Annotated in this window: 26 protein-coding genes and 2 pseudogenes; 12 read left to right on the top strand and 16 right to left on the bottom strand. The window is 63.0% G+C overall.

The window, feature by feature from the left end:
• Together C9427_RS19435 and C9427_RS19430 are read right to left on the bottom strand one after the other, a co-directional pair.
• A pseudogene (locus C9427_RS19435) lies at positions 1-341 on the bottom strand (ABC transporter ATP-binding protein/permease); the annotation flags it as partial.
• Positions 342-461: 120 nt separating this feature from the next.
• On the bottom strand, positions 462-1,250 hold the full coding sequence (locus tag C9427_RS19430; RefSeq protein WP_107650734.1) for a class I SAM-dependent methyltransferase: 789 nt from the start codon (positions 1,248-1,250) through the stop codon (positions 462-464).
• Between the two features lie 194 nt (positions 1,251-1,444).
• Between C9427_RS19430 and gloB the strand changes: the two genes are divergently transcribed.
• Positions 1,445-2,212, top strand: coding sequence for a hydroxyacylglutathione hydrolase (gene gloB, locus C9427_RS19425; protein ID WP_107650724.1), 768 nt, complete (start codon positions 1,445-1,447; stop codon positions 2,210-2,212).
• Positions 2,213-2,289: 77 nt separating this feature from the next.
• Positions 2,290-2,718 carry a cupin domain-containing protein gene (locus tag C9427_RS19420; protein WP_107650723.1) on the top strand — a complete coding sequence of 143 codons (429 nt, stop codon included), beginning with the start codon at positions 2,290-2,292 and terminating at the stop codon, positions 2,716-2,718.
• A 251-nt stretch (positions 2,719-2,969) separates the two neighbouring features.
• On the opposite strand, the gene C9427_RS19415 is transcribed toward C9427_RS19420, so the two are convergent.
• The gene (locus C9427_RS19415) at positions 2,970-3,887 is read right to left on the bottom strand and encodes an AraC family transcriptional regulator (protein ID WP_107650722.1); all 918 of its coding nucleotides are present in this window, start codon (positions 3,885-3,887) and stop codon (positions 2,970-2,972) included.
• 162 nt (positions 3,888-4,049) lie between these two features.
• Here C9427_RS19415 and C9427_RS19410 point away from each other — a divergent pair, with 162 nt between their 5' ends.
• The 3 genes from C9427_RS19410 to C9427_RS19400 all read left to right on the top strand — a co-directional run bounded on the left by C9427_RS19410 (position 4,050) and on the right by C9427_RS19400 (position 6,461).
• Positions 4,050-4,568 (top strand): DUF2721 domain-containing protein, encoded by a 519-nt coding sequence (locus C9427_RS19410; RefSeq protein ID WP_167434406.1) that lies wholly within the window; start codon positions 4,050-4,052, stop codon positions 4,566-4,568.
• A 232-nt stretch (positions 4,569-4,800) separates the two neighbouring features.
• Complete coding sequence (locus C9427_RS19405; RefSeq protein ID WP_107650733.1) at positions 4,801-5,556, top strand: SDR family NAD(P)-dependent oxidoreductase; 756 nt, start codon at positions 4,801-4,803, stop codon at positions 5,554-5,556.
• A gap of 209 nt (positions 5,557-5,765) precedes the next feature.
• Entirely contained in the window at positions 5,766-6,461 is a 696-nt protein-coding gene (locus tag C9427_RS19400) for a type 1 glutamine amidotransferase domain-containing protein (protein ID WP_107650720.1), read from the top strand.
• 214 nt (positions 6,462-6,675) lie between these two features.
• Here the strand turns inward: C9427_RS19400 and C9427_RS19395 are convergent, their stop codons facing one another.
• Positions 6,676-7,203 (bottom strand): lysoplasmalogenase family protein, encoded by a 528-nt coding sequence (locus tag C9427_RS19395; protein ID WP_107650719.1) that lies wholly within the window; start codon positions 7,201-7,203, stop codon positions 6,676-6,678.
• A gap of 109 nt (positions 7,204-7,312) precedes the next feature.
• On the opposite strand from C9427_RS19395, the gene C9427_RS19390 reads away from it, so the two are divergent.
• The gene (locus tag C9427_RS19390; protein ID WP_107650718.1) at positions 7,313-7,693 is read left to right on the top strand and encodes a cupin domain-containing protein; all 381 of its coding nucleotides are present in this window, start codon (positions 7,313-7,315) and stop codon (positions 7,691-7,693) included.
• A gap of 276 nt (positions 7,694-7,969) precedes the next feature.
• A complete protein-coding gene (locus C9427_RS19385) occupies positions 7,970-8,554 on the top strand; it encodes a GNAT family N-acetyltransferase (RefSeq protein ID WP_107650732.1) in 585 nt (194 codons plus the stop codon).
• Between the two features lie 288 nt (positions 8,555-8,842).
• Here the strand turns inward: C9427_RS19385 and C9427_RS19380 are convergent, their stop codons facing one another.
• Entirely contained in the window at positions 8,843-10,030 is a 1,188-nt protein-coding gene (locus C9427_RS19380) for a magnesium transporter (RefSeq protein ID WP_107650717.1), read from the bottom strand.
• 191 nt (positions 10,031-10,221) lie between these two features.
• Between C9427_RS19380 and C9427_RS19375 the strand changes: the two are divergent.
• Positions 10,222-10,615 (top strand): annotated as a pseudogene (locus tag C9427_RS19375) (cupin domain-containing protein).
• Positions 10,616-10,792: 177 nt separating this feature from the next.
• Here C9427_RS19375 and C9427_RS19370 read toward each other — a convergent pair.
• The 6 genes from C9427_RS19370 to C9427_RS19340 form a co-directional block, all read right to left on the bottom strand.
• Positions 10,793-11,791, bottom strand: a complete 999-nt coding sequence (locus tag C9427_RS19370) for a DUF4238 domain-containing protein (protein ID WP_107650716.1) — start codon at positions 11,789-11,791, stop codon at positions 10,793-10,795.
• A 501-nt stretch (positions 11,792-12,292) separates the two neighbouring features.
• Positions 12,293-12,700 carry a hypothetical protein gene (locus C9427_RS19360; protein WP_107650714.1) on the bottom strand — a complete coding sequence of 136 codons (408 nt, stop codon included), beginning with the start codon at positions 12,698-12,700 and terminating at the stop codon, positions 12,293-12,295.
• Positions 12,701-13,564 carry a hypothetical protein gene (locus tag C9427_RS19355; RefSeq protein ID WP_146172559.1) on the bottom strand — a complete coding sequence of 288 codons (864 nt, stop codon included), beginning with the start codon at positions 13,562-13,564 and terminating at the stop codon, positions 12,701-12,703.
• 272 nt (positions 13,565-13,836) lie between these two features.
• Positions 13,837-14,520, bottom strand: a complete 684-nt coding sequence (locus C9427_RS19350; RefSeq protein WP_107650712.1) for a lysoplasmalogenase family protein — start codon at positions 14,518-14,520, stop codon at positions 13,837-13,839.
• Positions 14,517-15,404: an aromatic amino acid exporter YddG gene (gene yddG / locus C9427_RS19345; RefSeq protein WP_107650731.1), complete on the bottom strand. Its 888-nt coding sequence runs from the start codon at positions 15,402-15,404 to the stop codon at positions 14,517-14,519. Before yddG ends, C9427_RS19350 begins: the two co-directional genes overlap by 4 nt.
• A gap of 28 nt (positions 15,405-15,432) precedes the next feature.
• The gene (locus C9427_RS19340) at positions 15,433-16,245 is read right to left on the bottom strand and encodes a DUF3108 domain-containing protein (protein WP_107650711.1); all 813 of its coding nucleotides are present in this window, start codon (positions 16,243-16,245) and stop codon (positions 15,433-15,435) included.
• Positions 16,246-16,716: 471 nt separating this feature from the next.
• Here C9427_RS19340 and rpmB point away from each other — a divergent pair, with 471 nt between their 5' ends.
• From rpmB to C9427_RS19325, 3 genes are all read left to right on the top strand, one after another.
• Positions 16,717-17,013: a 50S ribosomal protein L28 gene (gene rpmB, locus C9427_RS19335; protein ID WP_006328411.1), complete on the top strand. Its 297-nt coding sequence runs from the start codon at positions 16,717-16,719 to the stop codon at positions 17,011-17,013.
• A 93-nt stretch (positions 17,014-17,106) separates the two neighbouring features.
• A complete protein-coding gene (locus C9427_RS19330; protein WP_107650710.1) occupies positions 17,107-17,787 on the top strand; it encodes a queuosine precursor transporter in 681 nt (226 codons plus the stop codon).
• Between the two features lie 4 nt (positions 17,788-17,791).
• On the top strand, positions 17,792-18,466 hold the full coding sequence (locus C9427_RS19325) for a spermidine synthase family protein (protein ID WP_107650709.1): 675 nt from the start codon (positions 17,792-17,794) through the stop codon (positions 18,464-18,466).
• 29 nt (positions 18,467-18,495) lie between these two features.
• Here the strand turns inward: C9427_RS19325 and C9427_RS19320 are convergent, their stop codons facing one another.
• The 4 genes from C9427_RS19320 to C9427_RS19305 form a co-directional block, all read right to left on the bottom strand.
• The gene (locus C9427_RS19320; protein WP_107650708.1) at positions 18,496-19,524 is read right to left on the bottom strand and encodes an esterase-like activity of phytase family protein; all 1,029 of its coding nucleotides are present in this window, start codon (positions 19,522-19,524) and stop codon (positions 18,496-18,498) included.
• The gene (gene cobT / locus C9427_RS19315; protein WP_107650707.1) at positions 19,521-21,419 is read right to left on the bottom strand and encodes a cobaltochelatase subunit CobT; all 1,899 of its coding nucleotides are present in this window, start codon (positions 21,417-21,419) and stop codon (positions 19,521-19,523) included. The genes C9427_RS19320 and cobT overlap by 4 nt, the downstream gene beginning before the upstream one ends.
• Before the next feature lie 11 nt (positions 21,420-21,430).
• On the bottom strand, positions 21,431-22,417 hold the full coding sequence (gene cobS, locus C9427_RS19310) for a cobaltochelatase subunit CobS (RefSeq protein ID WP_107650706.1): 987 nt from the start codon (positions 22,415-22,417) through the stop codon (positions 21,431-21,433).
• A 123-nt stretch (positions 22,418-22,540) separates the two neighbouring features.
• Positions 22,541-23,161 (bottom strand): J domain-containing protein, encoded by a 621-nt coding sequence (locus C9427_RS19305; RefSeq protein ID WP_107650705.1) that lies wholly within the window; start codon positions 23,159-23,161, stop codon positions 22,541-22,543.
• A gap of 201 nt (positions 23,162-23,362) precedes the next feature.
• Here C9427_RS19305 and C9427_RS19300 point away from each other — a divergent pair, with 201 nt between their 5' ends.
• Complete coding sequence (locus tag C9427_RS19300) at positions 23,363-23,665, top strand: BolA family protein (protein WP_107650704.1); 303 nt, start codon at positions 23,363-23,365, stop codon at positions 23,663-23,665.
• A gap of 3 nt (positions 23,666-23,668) precedes the next feature.
• On the opposite strand, the gene C9427_RS19295 is transcribed toward C9427_RS19300, so the two are convergent.
• Positions 23,669-24,475 carry an alpha/beta hydrolase gene (locus C9427_RS19295; protein ID WP_107650730.1) on the bottom strand — a complete coding sequence of 269 codons (807 nt, stop codon included), beginning with the start codon at positions 24,473-24,475 and terminating at the stop codon, positions 23,669-23,671.
• Positions 24,476-24,702: the final 227 nt, after the last annotated feature.

Raw genomic sequence — 24,702 nt, 5'->3', positions numbered from 1 at the left:
AGCGCCTCGCGCAACTTCAGCCGGATCATCTGGTTGAGCCAGGTCTGACCGACATTGAGCACCAGCAGCGTCCCGGCTATTGCCGCAAAGACGAGAAGCTGATGCAGGAAGCCCTGCATGTCGCGCCGCGCCAGCGCGTCGTAGAAAGGCTGGTTCCAGCGATTGAGCAGAACCTGCCCGACCGAGGTCGCAACGATGACGGCGACGATGCCGATAGAGAGCCAGAGCAGATATTTGCGCACCGGCGAAGCCGCCAGCGCCAGCCTGATCGTCGCGAGCTGGTCGCGCAGGCTGCTGGCCTCGACCGACGCGCGGGCCATGTCATCTGGATGATCAGCCATGAGTGAGATCCCTGCGTTCGGAAGCGGCACTGGAACCGGTCACGGGCATTGGCGGCCCGCGTCTTCAATCGGGCTGCAAACCCGCTTTCGACAGATAGTTAGGAAAAAGCGCAAGCCCGATCACGAACGCGTCACCCTTGTGGGTGAAGACGGTCCGTCGGCGGCCTGCGGCAGCCGACCGAGCCTGGTGGCGCCATGCGGCGAGAAAACCGGCACGAAGACGCGGCGCGAAGCGCGCTGGGCGACCGGCACGCCCTGATAGAGCCGCTTCTGCGCCTCGACCACGATGACACCGGAAAAGATCGGCCAGAACCGCCGGCCGGCGCGTTCCAGCACATTGTGGAACCGCATCATGAAGCGCCGTCGCGATGGCGGGAAGAACAGGGCATCGGACCAGGCCGCAGGCGTGAAATTCGTTTCGCGCAGCAATTCGGTGAGCTGGCCGCGCGAGAAGGGCCGGCCATTGCCGAACGGCGTGTGCTCGAAACGGGCCCAGACGCCTCGCCGGTTGGGCACGACGATGACGACGCGCCCGGCCGGCGACAGCACCCGCCAGATCTCGTTCAGCGTCTCGCGCGGGTTCTCCACATGTTCGAGCGAATGGACAAGCAGCATGCGGTCGATGCAGGAATCGACCAGCGGCAGTTCCTCGTCGAAGACCAGCGCCGTCGCGGTCGGTCCCGTGACCGGCCAGACCACCGCGCCTTGCGTCGCCGGCATGAAGGCGAAGACACGCTCGGCATCGGCGCCGAATCGCTCCAGCCACGGCAAGGTATAGCCGAGGCCGACCAGCCGCTCGTTGGGCACGACGGCCCATATCGAGGACAGCGCCATGGTGATCGAGCGCTCGGCGAGCCGCCCGAGCGTGGTCGAATAGAAAGAACGAAGGTCGACGATGTCGGAATGCATGCGCCGGACGGTAGCTTCGATGCCGCCCAAGTTCAACAAAAGGCGGATGACATATGCGGGCAAGCGCCCTATGTCTGCGACGACTGCTGCATCGGCCCGAAATCGGTTTCGATCTCGAAAGCACGATGCGGCGGATAAAAAGTGTTAGAGCGCCGTGCATCCGACTGGACGCCGCTCTGGTGGAGAGATGCGATATGCCGGTTGAGATCGAACAATTCATGTGCCGCAGCGACAATTTCGGCGTGCTCGTGCATGACCCCAAAAGCGGCCAGACCGCGATCATCGATGCGCCCGAGGAGGCGCCGATCCTGGCCGCGATCGAGCGCACCGGCTGGACGCCGACGATGATCCTGATCACCCATCACCATGCCGACCACGTCGAGGCCAATCTGGCGCTGAAGGACCGTTTCAAGCTGCGCATTATCGGGCCGAAGGCCGAAGAGGCAAAGATCCCCGGCATCGACAAGACCGTGGCCCAGGGCTCGGTCATCCGCCTCGGTGACGAAAAGATCGAGGTCATCGAGACGCCGGGCCACACGGCGGGCCATGTCTCCTATCATCTGCCGGCTTCGAAAGTGGCGTTCACCGCCGACACGCTGTTTGCGCTGGGCTGCGGCCGGCTGTTCGAATGCAAGCCGCCGGTGATGTATGATTCGCTGAAGAAGCTCGCCGCCCTTCCGGCCGAAACGGTCGTCTATTGCGGCCATGAATACACGCTCGCCAACGCCCGTTTCGCGCTGACGGTCGACCCGACCAATTCGGCGTTGAAGGAACGCGCCGCAAAGATCGAGGCACTGCGCGCCGACGACAAGCCGACGCTGCCGACCACGATCGGCGAGGAACTGTCGACCAATCCATTCCTGCGCTGGCACGACCCGGCAATCCGCAAGCATCTCGGCATGGAAAAGGCCACCGACGCCGAAGTGTTCGCCGAGATACGCAAGCGCAAGGACAATTTCTAGAGCATCGGACCCGAAAGTGGAGACCGGTTCTGGGAAAAATCCGATGTCCGAACAACAAGCCGTGCTAGCCTGAACGCATGACCAGCGCCGCCGAAATCATCGCCACGCTCGGCCTGAAGCCACATCCGGAAGGCGGCTGGTATGCCGAGACGTTTCGCGATGGCGCGGAAGGCGGGCGCGGCCATTCGACCGCGATCTATTTCCTTCTGGAGGAAGAGCAACTATCGGCCTGGCACCGCGTCAAGGACGCGGCCGAGGTCTGGCATTTCTATGCCGGCGCCCCGTTGGCGCTGTCGATGCACCAGGAAGAGGGGCCGGTGATCGATCAGGTGCTGGGCACGGCGCTGGCAGCAGGCGAACGGCCGCAGATCGTCGTGCCGGCCGGCTGGTGGCAGTCGGCGCGCAGCCTCGGCGAATGGACGCTGGTCGGTTGCACCGTGGCGCCAGGCTTCGATTTCGCCGCCTTCGAGCTGGCCGCGCCGGGCTGGGAGCCAGGCACGCCCTAAAACCCAATCGCTTCGAACAACGAAATTCGACCTCTATTCAGCCGTTCAGCCTACAACGGTTGCTGCCCGAAACCCGTCGTTCGACTACAGACCGATTATGGGCATCAATGGGGCCGGAAGCGGATTGGCGGCTTTAGGCTGCGGGTCTTCAAGAGCGGACGCTTGGATCGGCGTGGGCATTGTCGTGACGTGACCCGCTTCGGAAGTTCGGTCACGCTATCGATGATCAAGATTGAGCGTGCGTCTGCCTGTTAATTGACACTTGAAATGGCCAACTCGGGCGATGGCCGGATTCGGATCCTGGCGGCTTTCAAGTCGCGAGCGGGCGGCAGCCCGAACATGCGACCGTACTCGCGCGTGAACTGCGGGACGCTCTCGTATCCCACGGCGTAGGCCGCGTTGCTGATCATCTCGCCATCGGCCAGCATCATCCGACGTGCTTCGATCAGCCTGAGTTGCTTTTGGAACTGAAGCGGCGTCAGGGACGTGATGGCCCGGAAGTGCTCATGGAACGACGAAACGCTCATGCTGGCGGCGTCCGCCAGCTGCTCCACGCCGAGCGGCTCAGCGACGTTTGCGCGAATGAGCGCCACCGCGCGCGCCACGCGCTGCGCATGGCTGTCGGTAACGCCGAGGCTACGAATTGCTCCGCCGTGCCGACCCGACAGCAGCCAGAAATGCAGTTCCCGGATCAACTGAGGCTGCAGAACGGCCAACGACGCTGGCCGATCGAGGAGGCGCATCAAGCGCAATGCGGAGTCGGCGACTTCCGCTTCGGTCGGATCGACGCGGACCGGGTTGCCGGCATCGAACGGGAGCGAACCCATGTCAACGACCAGGCTCTCGATCACCGCGGGATCGAGATCGACGACGAGCGAGAAATAGGGAACGCTGATGTTGGCGCGCGTGATCTGGCTGACGGTCGGCACGTCGGCGGTGATCAGGAGAGACTCTCCCGAGCCGAAGTCGAACGTGCTGCTTCCCATGGCCACTCGCTTGCTTCCTTGCAGCACCATGGCGATCAGCGGCTTGTTGATGGCGTATTGCAACTCGGTCGGCGCCGTCTGCCGAATGAGCGTCAGTCCCGGGATCGGCGTCTGGGCAATGCCGTTCGCGTCTGCGTGTACCTCCGCATAGCGCCGTACGGCCTCGAGCAAAGTGTGAGCCATGGGCGAATAGTAACCCACGTCCCCCCGCGTCACAACGCCATGAGGAGAAATAGGCAAGAACTCGCGAGTTTCCAGCAACATCGGACGTTTCTTTGATGGGACTAGGGACGGGCGTGGGTTGCTAGGCCACTGGCTGCCACACGAAGACCGCAGGAGGTGCAGTTGACCTTCATCGACAATCCGTTCTTTCCGCTGTCCTTCATAGCGGGGCCAGCGATCCTGACGAACGCCTGCGCCGTCCTGCAAAACGGCGCGACGATGCGCTACAACCTCGCGATAACCCAATGGCGAGAGTTTCGCGCGTCGCTGGCCGCTCGCGACGACCGGTTGTCGTCGCAATATGCGGACCCGGCGGCGGCGACCACTCTCGCGGAGCGGCGGATACGCCTGCAGTTGCGCGGACTTGACCTGCTGAATGCCGCAGTGGTCCTGTTCGCTGCAACCACCGTCCTGGGCCTCGCCGGTTCGTACCTTGTCCAGTTGGGGTATCTCCCTGCCGCCCCTGTTACCACGGCCATGGTGGTCACCGGCGTCGCCGGGCTTCTCTTTCTCCTCGTTGCCACCGTCACGCTTTTCCTGGAGAGCGTGTGCGGCAGGGCGCTGCTCCGCCTGCAGTTGCACTTCGGCGGTTCCAACGGCGCGGATATGCAACGACGGAGCAGCAGCAGCGACGGCGTTTGAATCCCTTGCCCTGCTTTCGCCACGCCGTCGCTCGTCGACTGGCCGCTGTTCGCAGCGAGCGCCGTCGACCTCGGCTCCGCCCGGGAAATGGCTATCGCGTCCCCGCATCGCACCGCGACAGCACATGCCCCGCGTAGAAACAGGCAAGAATGGCCGACTATCCGGCAACATGGATCGGGTCCGGTCGACGATAGTGCTGATGGGCACAATGCTCATCACCAAGGAGATACCGATGACCACCATCTCGATCGTCACCGGCGGCAGCCGCGGCCTGGGCCGCAACACCGCCATCAGCATCGCTCGCCATAGCGGCGATGTCATCCTCACCTATCGCAGCGGCGCCGAGGGCGCCAAGGCCGTGGTGGCCGAGATCGAAAGCATGGGCCGCAAGGCGGTCGCGCTGCAGCTCGATGTCGGCGACGTCTCCGCCATTCCCGCCTTCGTCAAGAGCGTCCGTTCGGCGCTGAACTCGACATGGAACCGAGATAAGTTCGATCATCTGATCAACAACGCCGGCCACGGCGAAATGGCCGCCTTTGCCGAGACGACCGAGGCGCAGTTCGACCTCCTGTTCAACGTTCACGTCAAGGGCGTGTTCTTCCTGACCCAGGCGCTCCTGCCGCTGCTCGCCGATGGCGGGCGCATCGTGAACTTTTCTTCGGGCTTGACCCGCGTCAGCTATCCGGGATTCTCGGCCTATTCAGCCGCCAAGGGAGCGGTCGAGATCCTGACGCTCTACATGGCCAAGGAACTGGGCAGCCGCGGCATCACAGTGAACACAATCGCCCCCGGGGCGATCGAGACCGACTTTCTCGGCGGCGCGGTGCGCGACACGCCTGCGTACAATGAGGCCTTCGCCAACATGATCGCGCTTGGCCGCGTCGGTTTGCCAGACGACATCGGTCCGGCGGTCGCCAGCCTGATCGGTTCCGACAACCGCTGGGTCACCGCGCAGCGGATCGAAGTGTCGGGCGGCCAGAACATCTGACCGCGACCAGCCCGTCTCGCGGGTCGAAAAGCTCAGGCCGGCGCGGAGTCTCACGCGGCCGGCCTGCCGGCTCCGGACAATCAGGCAAGTATCGGCGAGCTTCGGGCAACATCGATGCGTGCTTCGCCGCCATACTGTGCCCACCACCCCCGAATGGTCCGGGGATTTTGGCAAGTTGAGCGACGGCAAGCGAATTGAGGAGAAGTAAGATGCCCAATATTCTGATCGTTCTTTCCGCGGCTGACAGGTGGACGCGTGCGGACGGCTCCGTCTACGAAACCGGCGTGTGGGCCGAGGAGTTTGTGGTGATCGATGAGGCGCTGATCAAGGCAGGCTTCGAGGTCGACCTCGCGAGTCCGGGCGGCGTCGCCCCCACAATGGACAAGCGCAGCCTCGATACCAAGACCGTCGGCGAGGAAGTTGCCAGACGCATGCGCGGCTATCTGGCCAAGAATTCGGCGCGTATCGAAGCGCCGCTGGTCCTCGCCGACGTCGACGTGAGCCGGTACGATGCCGTCGTCGTTCCGGGAGGGCATGGCCCGGTCGAGGATCTCTACAAGGACCCGGACATGGGTCGCGTGCTGGTCGAGGCCAATCGCAACCAGAAGATCATCGCTGCAGTCTGCCACGGCCCGGCGGCGCTACTGGCCGCGAAGGACGAGACTGGCCAATGGCCTTTCGCGGGGCGCAAGATGACTTCCCTCACCGACGAGGAAGAAATCGAATTCGGCACCGCGGACAATGCGCCCTGGCTCCTCGCCGACACGCTGCGCAAGTCTGGCGCGGTCTTTGAGCAGGGACCGAACTGGGCCGTCCATGTCGTCGAGGACGGCAACCTGCTTACCGGTCAAAATCCCGGGTCGTCGGCGGCGCTGGCGGAAGCGGTCACCGCCGCGCTTCGTTGAAGAGACTCTAAGTTTTGCCATTAGTGGTCGGCAATGTCTGCTTTTAAGCGGTGCCAAGTTAATCCCAAAGGCCGAAATGCGGCGCAAAGCCGTCAACCGGTTTTGTTCACGGGAACGTCCGCAATCGCGCGCCGCTACTCGAAAACCGTTATTCCACTTCCCATCCCGGCCATTGGTGGCAGCCAGCCGAGTGAATTTTGACCTGGGCTGATCCCTAACCCAGCAGAAAACCCAGGGTGATCGCCAACTGGGCGGCGTAGTACAGCACCCAGACCGCATGGCGCATCCAGGCGCGATGCGGCGAGATGGCGGGCGCCAGGAATTTTTCCGCGGCCAGCAGCCCGTCGGAGGCCATGAACAGAACCGCGCCGCCGATGATCCAGACATGGCTGAGCGTGAGCGCGGAAATCCCCATGGCGAGGATTGCCGCGATATAGACGCTGACCGGAAGGCGCAGGGCGGGGCCGACACGGCGCCAGAGCGCAAGAAGCATGGCGAGCGCGAAGACGGCCATCGCCACGGCAATCGCTCCGCGCCACGGTTCGGCCGAGAGCAGCCCGAACCCGCCGCCGGCGCGCGCGAACAGCACGACATAGAGCACATGCGCGGCGGCCGCGACGCCGGCGTTCTTCCTCCAGCGCTGACAATTGGCGAAATCGTGGATGAGAGTGTCCCTCTCCCCGTCACTATACGGGGAGAGGATGCCGGCAAGCAGGTGAGGGGCAGCGCCGAAGGGCGACAATTATGAACAATGGATATGACGCAGTAGAACTAAAGCATCGGACCCGAGGTGAGGATCGGCGTTGGGAAAAATCCGATGCCCGAACAAGAAGCCGTGCTAGCCTGAACGCATGACCAGCGCCGCCGAAATCATCGCCACGCTCGGCCTGAAGCCGCATCCGGAAGGCGGGTGGTACGCCGAGACCTTTCGCGACGGCGCGGAAGGGACGCGCGGCCATTCCACCGCGATCTATTTCCTACTGGAGGAAGAGCAACTTTCGGCCTGGCACCGGGTCAGGGACGCGGCCGAGGTCTGGCATTTCTATGCCGGCGCCCCGCTGGCGCTGTCGATGCATCAGGAAGATGGTCCGGTGATCGTCGTGCCGGCCGGCTGGTGGCAGTCGGCACGCAGCCTCGGCGAATGGACGCTGGTCGGCTGCACCGTGGCGCCAGGCTTCGATTTCGCAGCCTTCGAGATGGCCGAACCGGGCTGGGAGCCGCCCCAGGGTTGAAACCCAATCGCTTCGAACGACGACCTCTATTCAGCCGTTCAGCCTGCAACGGTTGCTGCCCGAAATCCGTCGTTCGACTACAGACCGATTATGGGCATCAATGGGGCCGCATCCGGACCGGCAGCTAACAGACCGACTGTGCGGTAGCTGCCGTTCCGCTCCTAGCCGGATATCAGGCCAGCGGGACCGCGATCGCGCGCGAGGCTTAGACAGATTGCGAGATCGCGCTACTTAATGCGTCAGACCTCGTCGGACTGTCTGCGTCAGGAGGATAGCGTGAAGTCAGAGACAGTAAGAGTTGCGTCCGCTGCCGATGAAAATCTGGTGGTCGATACGGTCGTGCTGGCGTTTGCGGCGGACCCTATGGCGCGATGGACTTGGCCTCATTCGCACCAGTTCCTTGCGGCCCTGCCGCGGATGGTTCGTGCGCTCGGAGGCGCGGCATTCTCTTGCGGAAGCGCCTTTTGTACCGCGGACTACGCTGGTGCGGCGCTGTGGCTCCCGCCTGGGGTGCACCCTGACGAGAAAAAGCTTGGTGCGCTCCTCCAAAGTACAGTTGCGCCCTCTCTGGCCGGCGAAACCGCGGCTGTATTTGAGAAAATGGCCACCTACCATCCGACCGAGCCGCATTGGTTCCTGCCCCTGATCGGTGTCGACCCCGCGCACCAAGGCGAAGGTCACGGCAAAGCCCTGATGGCGTACGCACTCGCACGGTGCGATCGCGATCACGCGCCTGCTTATCTGGAATCCTCGAATCCGCGCAACATTCCGTTTTACCGCCGGCACGGCTTCGAACCGCTCGGCGCCATCCAGGTCGGTTCGTCGCCGACAGTCGTCCCGATGCTGCGAGGACCGCGTTGAGTCGTGGAAGGTCCGCGGAAGCGGATCTATCCCGGCGCGATCGATCGTTATTCGCACGGCATCCCCTACGGGCATACGCCCGGTACGTCCGGGCAATTGGCGTGTGATAGGCGGTGGTCCACCGTGCCGGTTGGTCTTCCGTCGCGTTGCGCAAGGGGTCCGAGAGCTGCCGGACGGTGCTTCTCACGATGCGTGCGCGATGCGATCTGGCTCTCGTAATTTCGCTGAACGCGACGAGGTCAGCTTATTGCCCCCAATTCCCAGGGACGGGTCACTGGACGCGCCTCGCTACAGCACGAGTATGGTGGCCAGCCCCAGCATCAGGCCCATGCCTACAATATCGGTCAAGGTGGTGAGGAAGATCGCCGAAGCGACCGCCGGGTCAGCGCCGACCCGGCGCAGGCCCAACGGGATCAGCACGCCGGAGATTCCGGACATGAGGCACGATCCGGACATGGCAAGCAGGATCACAAGTGCCAGCATGGGCGCTTGGGCCGCCGACTCCGGTTGCCTCGAGGCGTAGAACCACATCGCCGCAGCCGCAAGAAGGCCGACGAGCAAGCCGTTGGCGATCCCGAGCGCGCCCTCTCTCATCACCAAGTGCAGCTTCGGTCGTTTGTCCACATCCCCCAGGGCAAGGCCACGCAGGGTCATCGCCAGTGCTTGGCAGCCGGTGTTTCCGCTTTGCCCGGCCAAGACCGGGAGGAACGCCGCCAGGGCAACGATCTTCTCGATCGTTCCTGTGAACGAACTGACGACGAATGCGGCCATGAAGGCCGTCAGGAGGTTCAACTGCAGCCACGGATGACGCTTCAAGAAGGCTGAAAACAGCGGCGTAAAAGAGCGCTCCTCCTTCTGGACACCTACCATCTGGCCAGACTGGGCGGAAACCTCGATGATTTGCTGCTCGAACAAGCGCCAACCGCGAACCTGGCCGAGCAGCCGGTTCTCCGCGTCCACCACCGGGTAGACAGGGTAGTGACGCCGTACCGCTGCCTCGCATGCGTTGCTCAAAGAGAGACCGACATTAAGAGCGAACGGCCTGGTCAGCATGATCTGATCGACAATTGCGTCCGGTTCGCTCAGCATTAGATCGCGCAGGACCACCAGGCCAACCAGTTTATTGCCCTCGTCCGTGACATAGAGATAAGTGAGCTCGGTCGGCACCTGGGCGCGTCTGACAGCTTCAATCGCGGCAGCAACTGTCGTCCCGACAGGAACGCTGGCGGAAATCGGGTCCATCAGCTCGATGAGCGACTCGGGCATCGCGACATCCTCGCCACCGCCATGAGACCCGATGGGCCGCATATGCAGTGGCAAATGCTCGGCTACCTTACGGGCGTGCCCGTCCGGCAACAGCTTTAGTGTGTCGCGGATGAACTCGGGAGACTCTCTGGCGAGCAATTCAGCTGCGTCATCAGGTGCTCTGGCACGCAGCGTGCGCACCAACTTCTGAACGCCGGTCTCTTCTTTCATTTGCTATAGCCCCCAATTGAAGGTCACATAGTATGTAAAGTACCGGATCGTACCAGTGTGGAAATACCCAGCTTCTTCCGGCCCCTGCAGTCCGCCTTGTGGTTCTCGAAGTTATTGCGGCCTAATATGAGTTGATGCACGTCGACTGACGCCAGCGTCGACCCAGCAGACGCCACCTCGCCACGCTCGGCCTGAAGCCGCATCCGGAAGGCGGCCGGTACGCCGAGACGTTTCGCGACAACGCGGAAGGGACGCGCGGCCATTCGACCGCGATCTGTTTCCTGCTGGAAGAAGAGCAACTGTCGGCCTGGCATCGGGTCAGGGACGCGCGGCCGAGGTCTGGCATTTCTATGCCGGCGCCCCGCTGGCGCTGTCGATGCATCAGGAAGACGGGCCGAACAGGTGCTGGGCACGGCTCTTGCCGCGGGCGAGCGCCCGCAGATCGTCGCGCCCGCCGGCTGGTGGCAGTCGGCGCGCAGCCTCGGCGAATGGACGCTGGTCGGCTGCACCGTGGCGCCAGGCTTCGATTTCGCCGCCTTCGAGATGGCCGAACCGGGATGGGAGCCAGGCACGCCCCAGGGTTGAAACCCAATCGCTGCGAACGACGAAATTCGACCTCTATTCAGCCGCTCACCCTCTCTACCCGACAGCAGCTGTTCGACTACAGACCGATTATCGGCATCAATGGGGCCGGAAGCAGATGGGCCGCTTTGGAGCAGCATGTCGTGGAAAGCTGCCGTTCGCTTGGGCGGGGTGCAGTAGCTACCCCACCTTGGCTTTCGAGCGGCCACGCCGCAATGTCACCTCGCCGAATTTCTCTGGCCCGAATCCGCTGGTACTCATGCGCGGCCGGGACTGCTTCGTGCCGAGTGCCATGCGCCTGATGACCTCGTGTTCAAGATGCGCGTAGAGATATTCATCGGCGTGCATCGCTCGCAGGTAGTTCAAGGCGGTTACCGTGTCCCACCCGGCCAATGCGTGGGTGCCCTTGTCGTCCCAGCTCATCCCCACCATGACCCGCGGCGATAGTGGGAAGGTCACGACGGCAGTTTTATTCAAATAGCCGTGGTCGCCGTAGAGAGGGTGCCAGGTCTTCGGGTCGATCCACCTGACCACGGGATCGTCGCTGGTGATGAAGAAGCCTTGTGTCGCCTCGATGATGTGCCAGTGCATCTGGTATAGGATGCTGGTCAGCTTGTCGGCAGTGGCGCCGAGCTGCCTCAGCGCCCATTCCTTTCCAAGCTCAAGCCGATATCGGCTCGGGTCGATCAGGTATTGCCGCAGCTTGTCTCGTTTGTCGGGCTCCATTGCCAAGCCGTCGTTTTTCTCGATTTTGCGCACCAGCGCGTCGAAGGCACGATCATGGATGCCGGTGGCATAGTTCTGAATCTGGATCATGCGCCCCGCCATATTGGTGGCGTCCTTCCTGGTCGCAGGCGTGCGAACCACCATGACGGCAAGGAACTGGGCCATGTCCATCTTTGCCTGGTCGATTGGCAGCTCGCGGGCAAGCAGACGGTCATAGACCGGCGCGGCGGTGCTCTCTATGCGCGCTAGCATTCCCTCGATGCGCATGTCATAGGTTCCGTCATCCTTTTCGACGGAATAGAAGTGCGTCTGCTTGGCAGTCTCCTCGGGGATGCGGGAGAAAGTCTTGCCGTCGGCCTTGGCATAGGTCCAGACATGGCCCTTCGGCTGTGTACAAGCGAAGTGCTGAAGATGCAGGCGGGGAATAAAGTGCTGGCCTTTCGGGTTGGTCATCGGTCGGCTCTACGCATAGAATCAGTATTCAACGTGCCATATTAACATAGGGACATTTGTATTCGTGCCCCTGTTGACGAAACGCCGCAAGTTGAAAATCGGATCAAGTAAGTCCATAGTCCGTTCATAGCCTTGGGGGACTTGTGGCAAAGCGGGATTTTCACCAGCCGAGCGATTGGCCGTTTACACCGCCCATGGCGAAAAGTGTTATATTTGCACGCGCCCTGTCGACTTTCAGTCCATGCAAGTGGACCACATCATCCCCGAAACGCTCCTGGACAACGCGGATGTACTTGCCAAAGTCCTGAAGATTTTCAACCTGCCCGAAAGCTTCAAAATTGACAGCTACGAAAACTGGATGCCTTGCTGCGGGCCTTGCAACAATAAGAAGAAGGCCAGAGTTTTTGGGCCCACCCCCCTCATTCAAGCACCTGCAGCGATGCGGCGGTGAACATAAGAATACGGCATGACTGTCACACGCGATGTCGAGCGGCCGCTAGTCTAGGTATCCGAGGTGAAAGCCATCGTCGCAAACGTGATCATCAGGATGGCGGCAACCGCAAGGCCCACAGAAGACAGATCCCAAACCTTCACGACCGTTTCCTGCCAGAACCTGGTCTGCGGCGCGCTCAGGAAGATGCGGGAGCCTATGCACACCACGCCCAGCACGATGAAGATGGTAATGCAATATCCTGCCCAACGAGACTTATAGGCTTTAGGCCAGTCTTTGCCGAGAAGGGCGATGGCCGTGCAGAGCAGGGCGGCGATAGCCAGCGCCGCGTTTGACCAGCCGGCAGACAGGTCGCCACGCATGAGAGCGGAGGAGCGCAGCAGGTCGAACCAAGCGGTGACAAATGTCAGCGCAAGGCCCGGCACGGCAGCGAAGATGCCGGCAACATATTTTTCCACCTAGAAACCCAAAGGATTGAACATCGGCATTGGCAGCGCTGCTATTGGTTCGCCCGACCGGCCAAGGATCTCATAAAACGCATTGATGGGACGACCGGTACCCGCGCTCGCCACGGTGAAGGCGATCTCGCCCTTTTCCGAGAGTAGTTTCGGTTCAGGGTTCGCCTCGGCGTATGCCGCGAGCAGGGTTTTGGAATAGGCATCCGGAAAGATCGGCCGGATCGAAACATCTTCCGGCCTGCCATCAGGCCGGTCCTTGTATCGCTGGAGCGTATAGTTGAAGTAACTCTCGAACGCGTTGTCGCGCGGCCTAATGCCGATCTCCCCGTTCAGCTCGAGCAGCGTCGCGTAGGCGTCTTCAGGATCGCTCGGAAAGAATATGCGAACGCTGTCCCGATAGCCATCAGCAGGCAGCCTGTCATCTCCCATCACGGCATGAACGGCGGCTTGTCCGCCCTTGCACGGACTGTATCTTGTATTCTCTTCCTGATCGGCGGCCGTCCCCATGAATTCGGCCGGCGTGTGTTCGCCGTTGCTCCCGAACTTGATGCAGCCGGCGACGGGCTGCGGGTTGAGATCTGGCCTTAGCCGCGGAGTATAGACCGCCTCGTCCGACGGCACGTAGGATGAAAACGGCCCGGCGATATACCAGGTGATGAGAAGGTCGGTGCCGGCGTCAAGGTTGCCGACGCAGGATATGTAGCGCCGAAGGTTGCCCTGGTCCTCGACCCAGGAACTCGTCACGAAGTTGAAGCTGGACGGGTGGTGTTCCTGCCGGTTGCCTTCCTTGCAGTCGGCGGCAACGGCTGACACAACAGAAAACGCCAGCGTAGCGAGCCCTGTCGGAAGCAGAAGTAGTCTCATGGCGCATAAGCCCCAGGAATGATGCCGGTTGGCCGGGACAATAGCAGGCGAGTGCGCCAGCGTGCCAGCGCCGATTATCATATCGATGTGAGTGGTGGGCGATCGTCAGCTTTCGAGCCTCTGTGCGAGGGTTGTGAACGTCCGACTTCAAGGCGCTAAACCCTCAACCGGTTTTGTTCACGGGAACGTCCGCAATCGCGCGCCCGCTGCCCGAAAGCCGTCATTCCCCTTCATCCCCGCCATTGCCAGCAGCCAGCGTACTGAATTTTGACCTAGGCTGAGCCGTGTTTCAGCAAAAAACCCATCGTAATCCCCAACTGGGCGGCATAGTACAGCACCCAGACCGCATGGCGCATCCACGCGCGGTGCGGCGAGATGGCGGGCGCCAGGAATTTTTCCGCGGCCAGCAGCCCGTCGGACGCCATGAACAAAACCGCGCCGCCGATGATCCATACATGGCCGAGCGTGAGCGCGGAAATCCCCATGGCGAGGATTGCCGCGATATAAGCGCTTACCGGAAGGCGTAAGGCGGGACCCACACGGCGCCAGAGCGCAAGAAGCATGGCGAGCGCGAAGACGGCCATCGCCACGGCAATCGCTGCGCGCCACGGCTCGGCCGGGAGCAGCCCGAACCCGCCGCCGGAGCGCGCGAACAGCGCGACATAGAGCACATGCGCGGCGAGAAAACTGGCGAGCCCGCCGAGAAAGGCCTTTTCGCCGTCGCGCGACAGGAAGGCATCGCCGACGGCACTGAGCGCCAGCGCCGCGACGAGCAGCAATGGCCCGCCCTGCAGCGCTGCCAGCACGGCAAGCATTGCCACCGCCAGCGTCTTGGCCGCCGAACGCGCCAGCGTCGGCCGCATGTCCAGGGTGAAAGCGTAGATCACCGCCGCCGCGACGGAAAACACCAGCGTCGCATTGGCGTTGGCGTCGATGCCACCGGGAAACGGCATCATGTCGCCGCCTCGCTCGCCGTCGGCTTGCGCAGGAACAGCGACTTCGCCGCCAGCGCCGCGCCACCGGTGATGAGCACGCAGGCCGCGAGAATGCGCAAGGAAGGCTCGGCGAAGCCCGCTGCAATCAGCACCAGGGTGGACAGCAGCGGCGCGGCATAGCTCGCCGCGCCCAGAACCTGGATGTTGCCGCGCTTGACGCCAATGTCCCAGGCATAGAAGGCAGCACCCACCGGCATCAGCCCGAGGCCGAGCACGGCCAGCCATTGGCCGGCGCCGTCAGGCCACACTGTCTCTTCCAGCACGAGATGGCAGACGAGCGAGAGCACTGCCGTCGCCGCGCAGAACCAGGTGACGATGCTGGTCGGCACCGAGGGGAAGCGCCGCGACAACAGCGAATAGGACGACCACAGCACGGCGCAGACGCCGGCCATCCCATAGCCGAAGGCATAGCGCGCGTCGAAGGCAAGACCACCGCCCTTGGTGACGATCAGGAAAGTGCCGGCAAGGCCGAGCAGCGCGCCGGCGACATGGTTCCAGGCCAGCCGCTCGCCCGGCATCAACGCCGATCCGAGCACGATCAGCAGCGGCCACAGATAGGCGATCAGGCTCGCCTCCACCGCCGGCGCATTACGCAGTGCGGTGAAGTAGAAGAAATGATAACCGAACAGGCCGGCAATGCCGATCAGCCAGACTTGGCGTGGTATCTTCTGGCTCCTGTCGGCGACCGGCATGAACAGCCGCGCGACGAGCCCGACGCCGGTGCCGATCGTAAAGGTGATCGCCGAAAGCAGGAAGGGCGGCACGGCGCCGGAAGCGTCGGTAAGCAGCGCCAGCAGCGCCCACATGGCGACCGCCGAGAAGCCGATCAGTGTTGCGCGCGCCATGCCCATCTCCGGCGGCGCGCAAACGCGCCTATTCAGTTGCTTCGAAACGCCCGGCGCTGACGGTGAGTGTGCCGATCTGCGTGGTGACCGTGGCGTGGATCGGCGCATATACGCCGGTTTGGCCGACTGGCGCAAACGTCACCATGATGACGGCGCGATCCCTGAGGTATTTCAGGGCTTTGCGGTTCTTGCGGTAACCCGCCACCGGCTCGAAGCCCATCTTGCAGGTGACGGTTTCGCCCTCGTAGCCGCGCACCGAGGTCGAGCCTTTCGAATCGTAGGTCAGCACCAGATTGGCGCGCATCTCGCCGTCATAGAGTTTCACCGTGCGCCCGCAGACCTTGTCGAGGCTGTCGGCATGAACAACGGTGGCGGCCATCGGATCGAGCACCGATGCCAGATCGCTGGCGCCCAGCGCGATCCAGTTCTTGGGATTGCGCTTCTTCGGCTCCGGCACGACCTTGGTCGAGGTCACGACGCCATTGGCGAACTGGATGTCGATCATCGAGGCCTTCTTGCCCGACTTGTAGTCGGCGCGGAACGCCTGCGGCTGCAACTGCGTGCCCGAAATCTTGCCCTTTGACGAGATCGTGCCCTGCGTATCGTCGAACAGCGTGGCCAGCCCGGCGCTGGAGACGCTGCCGTCGATCGAATAGGTATCGCCTTCGTAACTGCTGGAGAATGTCGCCTTCGCCACCGAAAGGCCCAGGAACGACACCGTATACTCGCCCTTGAAGGATTGCGGCGCGGCAGTGGGCGCGGCAGTGGGCGCCGCAGTGGATGTCGCGGTCGGCAACGCAACGGCAAGCAAGGCGAAAACAGCATGTGACGCACGAAGCATGGCGGGGATCGGTCCTCGTTTTTCGGCCGGAGATAGGCGGTATCGGCCTGGCATGTCCCTTTGCGACCGCTTATAGGCTGAATTCCGGCCTTTATATGAAAGGCCGCCGTCAGGGCTTGAACTCCAGGGGATCGTCGATGGCCAGGGGCCAGAAACAAAAAACCGCCTTGCGGCGGGTCCCACAGGCGGATCATTGGCGCAAATCAGCACCATACCGGAATTAGTAGCATAACTGAGTGCACAAAGCAAGAACAAACTAGCCTGCCATCAGCTTGGAGGTTGGCGAAAACCGAAGGCGACATCCGATCTCCGCCTTTGCGGGGGAGATTGGCGGCTTCACCGCCGAGCTTGACGCACGGGCGAAATGCAACTAAGGAACGCCAACTTTTCCATAAGGCCGCCTGACCGAAACCGCGCGCCACCCGGCGCGGGTCGAATGTTTGGCCAGACCGCGAACTGAAGGTTAGAACCATGTCCCGCACCTGCGAACTCACTGCCAAGGCAGTCATGTCCGGCAACAATGTGAGCCACGCCAACAACAAGACCAAGCGCCGCTTCCTGCCGAACCTCGTCAATGTGACGCTGATCTCGGAGGCGCTGAACCAGAATGTGCGCCTGCGCATTTCGGCCAACGCGCTGCGTTCGGTCGAGCATCGCGGCGGCCTCGATGCCTTCCTGGCCAAGGCCGACGCCAAGGAGCTGTCGCAGCGCGCCCGCCTCCTGAAGAAGCAGATCGCCAAGAAGCTGGCCGAACAGCCGGCCGCTTAAGCATTTCTTCGGGCGACCGCCTCCAAAACAACAAGGGAACGCGATCCGGCTTTCGGGTGGCGCTCCGCTGGTTCCATTACCCAGGATAAAAAAATGACTTCCTTCCAGCGATACCTGCCCTTTGTGGCCGCCATGGCGCTTGTCGTCGTGGCATCGAACATCCTCGTCCAGTTCCCGATGCAGGGTGCGGTCGGCGGCCTGTCGCTGGGCGACTTGCTCACCTGGGGCGCCTTCACCTATCCCTTCTCCTTCCTGGTCACCGACCTTGCCAACCGCCGCTATGGCCCGGCCGTGGCGCGCAGGATTGTCTTTGTCGGCTTCATGACGGCGGTGGTCTGTTCGGTCCTTGTGCCGCCCTTCCTGTTTCGCCACGGCCTGATCGAATTCGAGACGGCCGCCGACCGGCTGGTGCGCATTGCGGCGGCTTCGGGAGCAGCGTTCCTGGCCGCGCAACTGCTCGACGTCACCGTGTTCAACCGGCTGCGCCGGCAGAGCTGGTGGCGCGCCCCGATCGTCGGCACGCTGGTCGGCTCGGTTTTCGATACGCTGGTCTTCTTCACCGTCGCCTTTTCGGCGGCCTTCGCCTTCGCTGGCCCGAGCGATGGATTCGCGCTCGAGGCAGCGCCCCTGATGGGCGTGCTGCCGATCGAAACCATGCGCTGGGTGTCGTGGGCGCTCGGCGATCTCTCGGTCAAGCTGATCATCGCCGTGGTCGCGCTGATCCCCTACCGGTTGCTTGCCGCCCGCTGGAGCCAGCCGGCCCTGGCTGTCTAGCCCCGTGATCCCCTGGGTCCAGCTCGACGCAGCAAAAACGCCGGATGGCGGACAGGAACTGCGCCTGAAGCGGCGCGGCACCGAATTCTCGATCATGCTCGGCGCCAACGAGCTGATGAACAGCCGCCTCAGCGGCTCCGAGGAGGCGCTGGCCAGGTTGTCCTGCGAAAGGATCGCCGGCCGCGTTGATCCCAAAATCCTGATCGGCGGGCTGGGGATGGGTTTCACGCTGCGCGCCGCCCTAGCCGAGCTCGGGACCGATGCCAGCGTCACCGTCGCCGAACTGGTGCCCGCCGTGGTCGCCTGGGCACGCGGCCCGATGACAGAGGTGTTCGGCGGCTGTCTCGACGATCCGCGCGTCAGCATTCGCGAGGTGGATGTCGGACAGCTCATACGATCGGAGAAATCCACCTGGGACGCCATCCTGCTCGACGTCGACAACGGCCCGGAAGGGATCGTCTACAAAGCCAATGATGCTCTCTATAGCGCGGCCGGCCTCGGCGCCGCCCGCGCCGCGCTCAAGCCCGGCGGTGTGCTGGCGGTGTGGTCGCAGGGGCCGGACTCAGGCTTCACGCGCCGGCTCAAGCAAGCAGGCTTCGCCGTCGAGGAGATCAGGACCCGCGCCAACGGCAAGCGTGGCGCGCGCCACATCATCTGGCTCGCGGCCAATGCGCAGTAGGTTTGGGCGGCCGAGGCCAGGCCCTTTCCTCAATCCTCGTGCAGGATGAATTCCAGATAGAGGTTGCGCTGCAGGATCGAGTGGTTGTCGTCCGAGAACAGCGATACCATCAGCGCGCCGTCGTCGCGGGTCCAGATGTCGAGCCCTTCCATATTGTCGATCTGGTAGCTCATGTCGGCTTCCAGCAGCACCGGCCCGTCGGCAACGGCGCCCTTTTCGACGCTTTCGCCGTAGATGCGCCTCAGCCGCATCTTCAGGCCGCCGGCCATGGTAAAGCTGCGCTCCAGAAGCAGAAGGTCGCCGTTGGGCAGGAAGGCGCCGTCGGTGATGTCGAAATCGCCATTGCGCTTGACGGTGAAGACGCCCTTTCTCGGCCCTTCGATGATGGCGGCAAAGATGTTGCCTGATTTGTCGAGGCTCTTTTCCGACACCACGACCAGCCCGCCCTCGTGCTGCCCGTAAGGATTGGCGCGGGTGACGGTCTCGAAGCCGCGATTGCGACGCAGCTCCCAGGCCGGAATCAGGAAGTCCAATTGCTGGAACGGCGCCTTCATATCGTCCGGATCGATGTTGAACTGGGAAACGCGGTGGTCGCGCTCGAAGCCGACGGTGGCGATGCCGTCCTTGACCGCAAGGCCTTCGGCGTCGACCTCCGCTTTTTCGTCGACCGGCAGGCCCGATGCATCGACCATCTGCTGCATATGGAAATTCTGGATGCCCGAAGGACGCTTGTCGGCATCATGGGTAACCGTGCCGAAGAACCAGAAGCCGGTGTCGGCGACGCCGATGAAGTCGCTGCCGGGTTTCAGGAAACGGAAGGCCGACAGCGCGCCGAAATCCCGCGCCGGCGAGGTCATTTCCAGCCCGCCGACGAATTCGAGTGGCCCGAATTTTTTCTCCGCGCGGCCGATGCGGAACGCACTGATCGGGCGGGCGGAAATTTCGACCGGCTCAACCGGCTCTGGCCCGGCAATGGCCGGCGACAAGGCCGCGCCGGCAACAAACAGCGCTGCGGCGGCGAAAAGCGTCTGCCGAAAGCCGCCCCGCGAAAGGATCATCCGGCGCGCCGCGTACCGCCGCGCCGCGTCTCGCGCGCGCTTTCCTCGCCAAACAGCGACGCCAGCTGCTCGGTCATGGCGCCTGCCAGTTCCTCGGCATCGACGATGGTGACGGCGCGCCTGTAGTAGCGCGTGACGTCATGACCGATGCCGATGGCGAGCAGCTCGACCGGCGAGCGCGTCTCGATCAGCTCGATGACGGCGCGCAGATGCCGTTCGAGGTAATTGCCCGGATTGACCGACAGCGTCGAATCGTCGACTGGCGCGCCGTCCGAGATCATCATCAGGATCTTGCGCTGCTCCGGCCGCGCGATCAGCCGGTTGTGCGCCCACAGCAGCGCCTCGCCGTCGATGTTTTCCTTGAGCAGGCCCTCGCGCATCATCAGCCCGAGGTTGCGGCGCGCTCGCCGCCACGGATGGTCGGCGGATTTGTAGATGATATGGCGTAGATCGTTGAGCCGCCCGGGGTTCGGCGGCTTGCCTTCCTTCAGCCATTTCTCGCGCGCCTGCCCGCCCTTCCAGGCGCGGGTGGTGAAGCCGAGGATCTCGACCGAAACGCCGCAGCGTTCCAGCGTGCGCGCCAGAATGTCGGCGCAGGTGGCGGCGACCGTGATCGGCCGGCCGCGCATCGAGCCCGAATTGTCGAGCACCAGCGTCACCACCGTGTCGCGGAACTTGGTGTCGCGCTCCTGCTTGAAGGATAGCGGCTGCATCGGGTCGATGACGATGCGCACCAGCCGCGCCGGATCGAGATAGCCCTCTTCGAGGTCGAAATCCCAGGAACGGTTCTGCTGCGCCATCAACCGGCGCTGTAGCCGGTTGGCCAGCCGGCCGACGACGCCGGACAGGTTGGCGAGCTGCTTGTCGAGGAAGGCGCGCAGGCGATCCAGCTCTTCTTCCTCGCACAGTTCCTCCGCACCAACGGTCTCGTCGAAGGTCGTGGTGAAGATCTTGTAGTCGATCTCCTTCGACAGATTGGTGAAGGGATTGTCGTTGCGGCGCGCCTCGCCGGGCGTCTCGGCATCCGCATCGTCCTCGTCGGAGAGATCGTCGGCGGTGGCGTCGGACGCCTCGGTCTCGGCCGACTGCTCGTCCTCGGACGACGCCTCGGTATCGTCGGACTGCGACTGTTCGGAGCCGGAATCGTCCTCGCCGCCCTCCTCGCTCTGCTCCTCGCCTTGCGGCTGGTTGTCGTCATTGTCTTCCGAGTCTTCGGTCTCCTGGTCGTCGCCGAGCTCCTCGGCCATTTCCATGGAGGCGAGCATCTCGCGCACGACACGGGCGAAAGCCTGCTGGTCATCGAGCTTCGCCGACAGCCCGTCGAGATCGGCGCTGGCCTTCTCCTCGACCCAGGGACGCCAGAGGTCGACCAGCCGCTCGCCGCTCTTCGGGACAGTGCGGCCGGTCAGCTTTTCGCGCACCATCAGCGCGAGTGCTTCCTCGATCGGCGCGTCGGCCTTGTCCTTGACGTCGGTGAGGTTTGCCTTGGTGTATTTGTCCTCGAGCATCGAGCCGATATTGTCGGCCACACCCTGCATGGCGCGGCTGCCGATCGCCTCGACGCGAGCCTGTTCGACCGCGTCATAGATGGCGCGGGCCTGTTTGCCCTCGGGCGCCAGCTTGTTGTGGATGCGCGCATCATGGCAGGCGCGCTTCAGCGCCATGGAATCGCCGAGACCGCGGGTGATGGCGATGTCGGCCTTCGACGCCTTCTTCGGCAGTTCGGGCAAGCGGGCGCGGCTGCCGGCCAGCGCCGGCCGGTCCTTGGCGAAACCGACTTCGAGTTCCTTGTCGCCGGCAATCGCACGCATGCAGACGGTGACGGCGCGCTTGAAGCTGTCGGCTTCAGCCCCCGTCTTCGACTTGTTGCGCGTGTTGTCGCCCGGACCCGCCATCGAGACCCTGCTTAGCCCAGCACCACATTGGCTGCTGATTCCGGCAGATCCTCGCCGAAGGCGCGCTGGTAGAACTCGGCCACCACCGAGCGTTCCAGTTCGTCGCATTTGTTGAGGAAGGTCAGCCGGAACGCCATGCCGATGTCGCCGAAGATCTCGGCATTCTCGGCCCAGGTGATGACCGTGCGCGGGCTCATGACGGTCGACAGGTCGCCATTGATGAAGGCCGAGCGCGTCATGTCGGCGACACGCACCATCTTGTTGACGATCTCCTTGCCCTTGCCGTCGCGATAGTGCTTGGCCTTGGCCAGCACGATGTTCACCTCATTGTCGTGCGGCAGATAGTTCAGCGTGGTGACGATCGACCAGCGATCCATCTGCGCCTGGTTGATCTGCTGGGTGCCGTGATAGAGGCCGGTGGTGTCGCCCAGACCGACCGTGTTGGCGGTCGAAAACAGCCGGAACGCCGGGTGTGGGCGGATGACCCGGCTCTGGTCGAGCAGCGTCAGCCGGCCCGACGATTCCAGCACGCGCTGGATGACGAACATCACATCCGGGCGGCCGGCATCGTATTCGTCGAAGCACAGCGCGACATTGTGCTGGTAGGCCCAAGGCAGGATGCCGTCGCGGAATTCGGTGATCTGCAGCCCGTCCTTGACGACGATCGCGTCCTTGCCGACGAGATCGATGCGGCTGACATGGCTGTCGAGATTGACGCGCACGCAGGGCCAGTTGAGGCGGGCGGCAACCTGCTCGATATGCGTCGACTTGCCGGTGCCGTGATAGCCCGACACCATGACGCGGCGGTTGTAGGCGAAACCGGCGAGGATCGCCATCGTCGTGTTCTTGTCGAACAGGTAGTCCGGATCGATGTCGGGCACATGCTCTGATGTCACCGAATAGGCCGGCACCACCATCTTGGACTCGAAGCCAAATTTCTCCTTCACCGACACCGTTGTGTCGGGCAGGTTGGCGATGTCGCGATCGACCTTGTTCATCTCTATCAACGTCTCCACGGGCGAAACGCCTGATTTCGCCGGCAATCTATTTTGTCCGGGGGCGGTCTTAGAGCCTTTTCCAACCTTATGAAAGTTGGAAAACGACACAAACCGTAAGGCTGCTCAGCACAATCCTGCCTGCTTGAGCACGCGATAGGCCTGGAGCACATCGCGGAACCGGTCTTCCGAACCTCTGTCGCCGCCATTCGCATCCGGATGGTGACGCTTCACCAGTTCCTTATAGCGCGCCTTGATATCCTTGCCAGTCGCCTTTGTATCAAGGCCAAGCGTTTCCAGCGCCTTGGCCTCAAGCGGCTTGGCCTTGCGCTCGCGCGCCTCGCGTGGATCCCTCGGGCCTTTGAACAGGTCGAACGGATCGCGCATGCGGTTGTAATAGCCGGCGCGGCCGGAACGTTGCTGGGCAAAGTCGGGCGAAGAGCGCGTCGAGGCACCGGCGACGCCCATCTTCCAGGTCGGCCGATGGCCGGTCATCGCTTCCTTCTGAAAACGGGCGACCTCGCTGTCCGGCACACCGGAGAAATAATTGAAGCCCTTGTTGTACTCGCGCACATGGTCGAAGCAGAACTGGAAATACTCGCCCTCCTTCATGCGTCCGACCGGCGCGCGATGGGTGCCTGCCTCCTTGCAGCCATCCCACTGGCAGATCGGCGAGCGCGACTTCAGCTCCGCGTCCTTCTCCGGCCGGATGCGAAGCTTCTCGAAATATTTGGGGTACGGTTTCATCTCACCCGTTTATGGGCTGTTCGCTGGTGCGAAACAAGAATTGACATTTTCGCGTTGATCGCCCTAACCGCTGAATCGCGGCATAAAGCGGGCGATTGGTGTATTTTGTCGCGGCGACAGCATTGGCGCGTCTTCAAACGCGAAAAAAGGCACCGATTTTCGGGAGCAACTGCCCGCTACATGTGGTGAAGGAAAGTGCGAATGTCCATACAGGCAACAATGGAAGACAAGCTGAAAAAGGCATTCTCGCCGGAGCGGCTCGTCATCATCAACGAAAGCCATCTCCATGCCGGTCATCACCACCATGGCTCCGACCATCATGGCGCCTATGACGGCACCGGCGAGACGCATTTCCGCGTTCGCATCGTCTCCCCGGTCTTTGCCGGCATGAGCCGCATCGACCGCCACCGCGCCGTCAACGAATTGCTGGCGGAAGAATTGAAAGCTGGCGTGCACGCGCTGGCGATCGAACCGGCGGCGCCGGATGAAAAGACCAGGTGGTAGGCCTCAGACGACCGTCGCCTTCAGGAAAATCATCACCGCTGCGGTCAAGGCGTCGCCCTCCTCGCCGAAATCGCGATTGATCGACATGTGCGAATAGGCGCTGCCATCGAACAGCGTGACCTCGGTCCCGGAGGCGCGCAAACGCGCGGCAAAGACCTTCGAATCCTCCTCCCGCCCCGTTGCGCGCGAATAGGCGACAAAGGTCGGCGGATGTTTACGGCCCTCGATATACGCCGCCGGCGACAACGCGCGCCACTGTGCCGGATCGGGAAAGGCCCGGGCATAGGTCCGCGTCATGCCGCCGCTCCTGGCCAGCGATTCAAGATCATAGGCCCTGGTATCGTCGAGTACGAGCGCCGCGACGCCGGGCAACCCGCCGCGCAGCCCAGTCAGCGCGGCAAGATGGCAGCCGGCGGAATGGCCCATCACGGCGATGCGCTCGGGGTCGCCGCCATATTTGGCGATGTTGGCACGCACATAGGCATAGGCTTTCTCGACATCGCCGGCCTGGGTGGCGACATCGGCCTCAGGCAGCATGCGGTAGTCGATCGAGACGAACACGAAACCGTTGGCGAGCAGGAAGCCCGGCTTGGCGTCGACATTGTTGCGGTTGCCGATCCGCCAGGCGCCGCCATGGATGAAGAGCACGACGGGCAGGTTATGGGCGTCGTCGGGTGCATAGATGTCGAGCTTGGCCGGTCCGTAATCGACGGTGTGCGGCGCCGGTTGGCGCAGGCGCCAGGCGGCAAAGGCTTCCGCCGAAAGCATCGCCACGACGGATGCCAGGATGAGACTGCGTCGATCGATCATCATCACCTCCGACTGCTTCGCGGCAGAGTGCACATGCGCGCCACGGGCGTCCAGTCAAGGATCGGCAATGGCCCGGCCGGATAAGATCTATCGAGGCGACGTCCGGGCATTCGTCCTGGCCTCTGTGTTCCCGACAACGAGATGCGGATTGCGATCCGCCCTTGAAGCTCCGCTCGCAATCACCACGTAATCTTTTAGGTGGGCATTGCGGCCACGTCGGTTGCCTT

The sequence above is a fragment of the Mesorhizobium helmanticense genome (assembly GCF_003034915.1).
Classification (GTDB): Bacteria; Pseudomonadota; Alphaproteobacteria; order Rhizobiales; family Rhizobiaceae; genus Mesorhizobium; species Mesorhizobium helmanticense.
The sequence above is the reverse complement of the archived record's forward strand: the minus strand, read 5'-3'. Positions and strand labels throughout refer to the sequence as shown.

Coding starts and splice junctions, on each gene's coding strand:
- C9427_RS19305 (WP_107650705.1), bottom strand. CDS start 23,161: ATGAAACCGTACCCCAAATATTTCGAGAAGCTTCGCATCCGGCCGGAG.
- C9427_RS19420 (WP_107650723.1), top strand. CDS start 2,290: ATGACCAGCGCCGCCGAAATCATCGCCACGCTCGGCCTGAAGCCACAT.
- cobT (WP_107650707.1), bottom strand. CDS start 21,419: ATGGCGGGTCCGGGCGACAACACGCGCAACAAGTCGAAGACGGGGGCT.
- yddG (WP_107650731.1), bottom strand. CDS start 15,404: ATGGCGCGCGCAACACTGATCGGCTTCTCGGCGGTCGCCATGTGGGCG.
- gloB (WP_107650724.1), top strand. CDS start 1,445: ATGCCGGTTGAGATCGAACAATTCATGTGCCGCAGCGACAATTTCGGC.
- C9427_RS19405 (WP_107650733.1), top strand. CDS start 4,801: ATGACCACCATCTCGATCGTCACCGGCGGCAGCCGCGGCCTGGGCCGC.
- C9427_RS19350 (WP_107650712.1), bottom strand. CDS start 14,520: ATGATGCCGTTTCCCGGTGGCATCGACGCCAACGCCAATGCGACGCTG.
- C9427_RS19380 (WP_107650717.1), bottom strand. CDS start 10,030: ATGAAAGAAGAGACCGGCGTTCAGAAGTTGGTGCGCACGCTGCGTGCC.
- rpmB (WP_006328411.1), top strand. CDS start 16,717: ATGTCCCGCACCTGCGAACTCACTGCCAAGGCAGTCATGTCCGGCAAC.
- C9427_RS19320 (WP_107650708.1), bottom strand. CDS start 19,524: ATGATCCTTTCGCGGGGCGGCTTTCGGCAGACGCTTTTCGCCGCCGCA.
- C9427_RS19415 (WP_107650722.1), bottom strand. CDS start 3,887: ATGGCTCACACTTTGCTCGAGGCCGTACGGCGCTATGCGGAGGTACAC.
- C9427_RS19390 (WP_107650718.1), top strand. CDS start 7,313: ATGACCAGCGCCGCCGAAATCATCGCCACGCTCGGCCTGAAGCCGCAT.
- C9427_RS19400 (WP_107650720.1), top strand. CDS start 5,766: ATGCCCAATATTCTGATCGTTCTTTCCGCGGCTGACAGGTGGACGCGT.
- C9427_RS19300 (WP_107650704.1), top strand. CDS start 23,363: ATGTCCATACAGGCAACAATGGAAGACAAGCTGAAAAAGGCATTCTCG.
- C9427_RS19340 (WP_107650711.1), bottom strand. CDS start 16,245: ATGCTTCGTGCGTCACATGCTGTTTTCGCCTTGCTTGCCGTTGCGTTG.
- C9427_RS19430 (WP_107650734.1), bottom strand. CDS start 1,250: ATGCATTCCGACATCGTCGACCTTCGTTCTTTCTATTCGACCACGCTC.
- C9427_RS19370 (WP_107650716.1), bottom strand. CDS start 11,791: ATGACCAACCCGAAAGGCCAGCACTTTATTCCCCGCCTGCATCTTCAG.
- C9427_RS19355 (WP_146172559.1), bottom strand. CDS start 13,564: ATGAGACTACTTCTGCTTCCGACAGGGCTCGCTACGCTGGCGTTTTCT.
- C9427_RS19295 (WP_107650730.1), bottom strand. CDS start 24,475: ATGATCGATCGACGCAGTCTCATCCTGGCATCCGTCGTGGCGATGCTT.
- cobS (WP_107650706.1), bottom strand. CDS start 22,417: ATGAACAAGGTCGATCGCGACATCGCCAACCTGCCCGACACAACGGTG.
- C9427_RS19330 (WP_107650710.1), top strand. CDS start 17,107: ATGACTTCCTTCCAGCGATACCTGCCCTTTGTGGCCGCCATGGCGCTT.